Source organism: Nostoc cf. edaphicum LEGE 07299 (genome assembly GCF_015207245.1).
Lineage (GTDB): Bacteria > Cyanobacteriota > Cyanobacteriia > Cyanobacteriales > Nostocaceae > Nostoc > Nostoc edaphicum_B.
This window is the reverse complement of sequence record NZ_JADEXF010000623.1, coordinates 1-3,708: the sequence shown is the minus strand read 5'-3', so window position 1 is coordinate 3,708 and position 3,708 is coordinate 1. Positions and strand designations below refer to the sequence as shown.

Sequence of the window (3,708 nt, the reverse complement as noted above, 5' to 3'; positions counted from 1 at the left end):
AATACTAACCTTGACTTTGAGATAAAATCTCATATTTATCAAAAGAAAAACAAGATATGAAAAAGCGATTTTCTTATAAAATTATTGGTGCTCAAGTGGATGCACTGTCTATCCTTGACTTAAATTCATTGATTGAAGAATCTATTGAGCAAGATGAAAAATGGATTATTGCTAATCACAACTTACATAGTCTTTATCTCTTCCATAACGATCTAAAAATGCAAGCTTTTTATTCCAAGGCAGAATATACCCATATTGATAGTATGCCTTTAGTATTTATTGGAAAGCTGTTGGGTTTTCCAATTAAACGCGAACAAAGAGTAACCTATGCTGACTGGGTATGTCCTCTGATGGCAGAAGCTGCTACTAAAGGCTGGCGTGTATTCTATTTAGGTTCAAAGCCAGGAGTTGCTGAAAAAGCAGCAAATATTTTATGCCAGAAATTTCCTGGTTTACAGATTGCTTGCGCTCATGGCTATATTGATATAGATAAAGATAGTCAAGAAAATCTCGCCACTGTAGCTGCAATTAATGCTTACAAACCTCATATATTAATGGTGGGAATGGGTATGCCACGCCAAGAATATTGGATTTACGAAAATCTTGAACATCTTCATACCAATACTATTTTGAATAGTGGAGCCTGTATGGACTATATAGCAGGAGCAATACCTACTCCTCCTCGCTGGATGGGAAAGGTGGGATTAGAATGGTTGTATCGCTTGTTGTCTGAACCAAAAAGACTTTGGAGACGTTACTTACTAGAGCCTTGGTTTGTTGCCACATTATTTTTACAAGAAATTTGGAGTATCTCAAGTAAACAAAAAAAAAATAACCTGCTGGTATTTCTAAGTACGAAATTTCACAAGTTCGTAGCGTTATCGAGTTTCTCAAAGCCTTACCAGTAGGTTACTCAATTCGTCACGAATTTATGAAATGTTGTACTAAGGTTTAATGATTAATTAGTCAGTAAGTCTTATTCAACTTTCATAATCGTGAATAGCAAAAAATATTTTTATCTATTTTGCTTAGAAGAATACTTAAAAATACTATAGCAGTTCCCAGCAAAGTGAGGTACATTTTCAAATCTACTAAGCTTGGTAAACAAGATTTGGGTGTACTTCAGTTGCTAAGGAAATACTATATTTACGCCTGAGTGAAGTATTAAATTGATTCCTGAAAAGCCTGGGCTATAGCATTGCGAGCTGGTTTAGATTGCAGGTTCTCATCAAAGGGAAGCGGACGCAGAAATTTCCAGAGACTTGGATTGTTTCTAAAGGTTTTCCTTGGCATCCATTCAGGATGACGTATCCAGGTATGACGGTCGGTAAGTCCCCATGTAATCACAGTATCGACTTTAGCTGCAAAGCACAGGTCAAGATATCGCTTGTAACTATCGGCTACCATTTGGTCTAAGCTTTTGATACTATCGGGTAACGGAGTATCAATGATAATATCTAATTCTGTAATTATTGGTTTCACTTCAAGATCGTTAAGCCGTTTTAAGACCGAATTAAGTCCTTTCTCGTCAAAAGGATATGCAGTAGAAAACCATAGATGTGATTGGAGACCTGCCCCGTCAATTTTAACGCCACTATTCTTCAGATATTCAACCATTTTTAAGAAACGATCTGATTTCCATGTAGCGCCTTCGATGCCGAAATCGTTTAGGTAAAATTTCTTGCTGTTATCAACTGAAGCGGCAATTAAAAATAAGTCTCGAATCAATTCTGGTTTTACCCCTTTACGCAAACCGATTGTTGCATTATCAGTTTCATTTTCACTATCAGCGATAATTTCATTGGCAATATCCCAAGACTTTAAAACGGGACTATTGCGATAATGCCCCATGACTCCTTTAACATGGCGTTCGATCACCTTAAGTGTAGGGGGATAAGGAAGCCAGTCTGGTTTTCCCATGTGCCAGAAAAGGGTATGCCCATGCATGTCTATATTATGCTTTTGGCAGAAATTAGTGATCGCATCTGCTGATTCAAAGGTAAATTGTCCTGGCTGTGGTTCAGTGGCGTCCCATTTTAATTCACCATTCGGTGTCACAATCGAACATTCACGAGCCATGAGACCCGCGTAATCCTTATCTTTGAGCAAAAACTCACTAGAAATTGCTGCACCATAACGCTTTCCTTTGGCGGCAGCTAATTGCCGAAGGGGAGAATTTAAATTTTTACTTGTATAATCTGCTGCAATAGCATTCGTGTTTTGGTCTTGTTTTTGGTTATCCTTTTGTAAAAACCCCATAGTTAATAAGGCAGAAAGGGTTGTGTATCCTGCTCTCCTTAAAAAATTTCTCCGATAAGTCATAAATTACACTTAATAAAAAATCCATTGATTATTATTTTACCGTATAAAAAATATACTGGTTTTTATTTGATCGTTCCATCTCCAGAATTTACGGAGTTTTTCCAAATCAAATCATAGTCTCATACTTAAGTGGCAAAGATGAAAATTGAGAAATATTACATCTAGGGCAAAAATAGATTAAACTATAACGCATGTTCGATTTAGATCAATTAACCGTGCTTTTACATATCAGCAGTAAATATGCTAATGTAATATATAACAATTGTTCGATATAAAGATTCGTAAGTCATGCCTAAGATTGTTGACCATGAGCAATACCGAAAAGAACTGCTTAACAAGTGCTTTGATTTATTTGCTCAAAAAGGCTATGGTTCCATCACTATGCGCCAGATTGCTGAAGGATTAGGGGTTTCTACTGGTACGTTGTACCACTATTTTCCTAGCAAACAAGCTGTATTTGAGCAATTAGCCCAAGAAATATGTGAGCAAGATTTAAGTGCAGCATTGACTGAATTAGAAGGAGCGCAAACATTACAAGAGGGAATGGAAGCACTAGGAAAATATCTAGTGAAAAACGAGGATTACTTCATTAAATGGACTTATATTTGGATTGATTTTTGTCAACATCAAGACTCTAAGGAAATGTTAAGTAATAGTGTTTTTAAGCGGACTAATCAGCGTTATCAGCAGGCTGCCTGCGATTTTGTAGGTATTCAAGATCCGATGTTGGCTTCCTTTGTTTTGAGCTTTGTCAATGGGTTAATTCTAGAAAAGTTATGGGGTGATGAAACAATTGATTTTATGGAACAATGTGCGTTATTAGGCAAAATGCTCACGGCATATTTGCCGCAACATAGGGTAATAGTGAAGAGTTAGATTTGATAACTAAATAGCAAAATATTTATATCTAACAATTATTAATTATCTGATATTTATTGATGGCTAAAAATTAGTTGATATCGCGATTAACTCAGCAGAGAAAATAGTTTTTGAGGAGAGTAAAAAGATGGTTGAAAAGCTATCAAAAAAAGCTTCCAATAAAGGGTTAGTTGCATTAGTAATTGCAGCTACTGTTATTACGGGTGGAATTATTGTTTATGGGATTTCTCAATTTGGGTTAGTTGGTCAAGCTGAGAAATCTGAGCCAGTAGAAACCACGCCCAACATTCAAAAAGTAGCTGCATTAGGACGGCTAGAACCGGAAGCAGAAGTAATTAGCTTGTTTGCGCCCTTAGCATTGGATGGCGATCGCATTGCCAAAATTCTAGTCAAAGAAGGCGATCGCACTCAAGCCGGACAAGTAGTAGCAATTTTAGATGCCCGCGATCGCTTGCAAACTGCTGTACTACAAGCCCAACAACAAGTCAGAGTTGCTCAAGCTAAACT

General features: G+C 36.9%; 3 protein-coding genes and 1 pseudogene. 3 read left to right on the top strand and 1 reads right to left on the bottom strand.

The window, feature by feature from the left end; translation table 11 throughout:
• Positions 1–56: 56 nt before the first annotated feature.
• Complete coding sequence (locus tag IQ229_RS17940) at positions 57–908, top strand: WecB/TagA/CpsF family glycosyltransferase (RefSeq protein ID WP_194046033.1); 852 nt, start codon at positions 57–59, stop codon at positions 906–908.
• Positions 909–1,164: 256 nt separating this feature from the next.
• On the opposite strand, the gene IQ229_RS17935 is transcribed toward IQ229_RS17940, so the two are convergent.
• A complete protein-coding gene (locus IQ229_RS17935) occupies positions 1,165–2,322 on the bottom strand; it encodes an endo-1,4-beta-xylanase (RefSeq protein ID WP_194046031.1) in 1,158 nt (385 codons plus the stop codon).
• A 288-nt stretch (positions 2,323–2,610) separates the two neighbouring features.
• Here IQ229_RS17935 and IQ229_RS17930 point away from each other — a divergent pair, with 288 nt between their 5' ends.
• Together IQ229_RS17930 and IQ229_RS17925 are read left to right on the top strand one after the other, a co-directional pair.
• On the top strand, positions 2,611–3,198 hold the full coding sequence (locus tag IQ229_RS17930) for a TetR/AcrR family transcriptional regulator (protein WP_194046029.1): 588 nt from the start codon (positions 2,611–2,613) through the stop codon (positions 3,196–3,198).
• A gap of 130 nt (positions 3,199–3,328) precedes the next feature.
• Positions 3,329–3,708, top strand: a pseudogene (locus IQ229_RS17925) (biotin/lipoyl-binding protein); the annotation flags it as partial.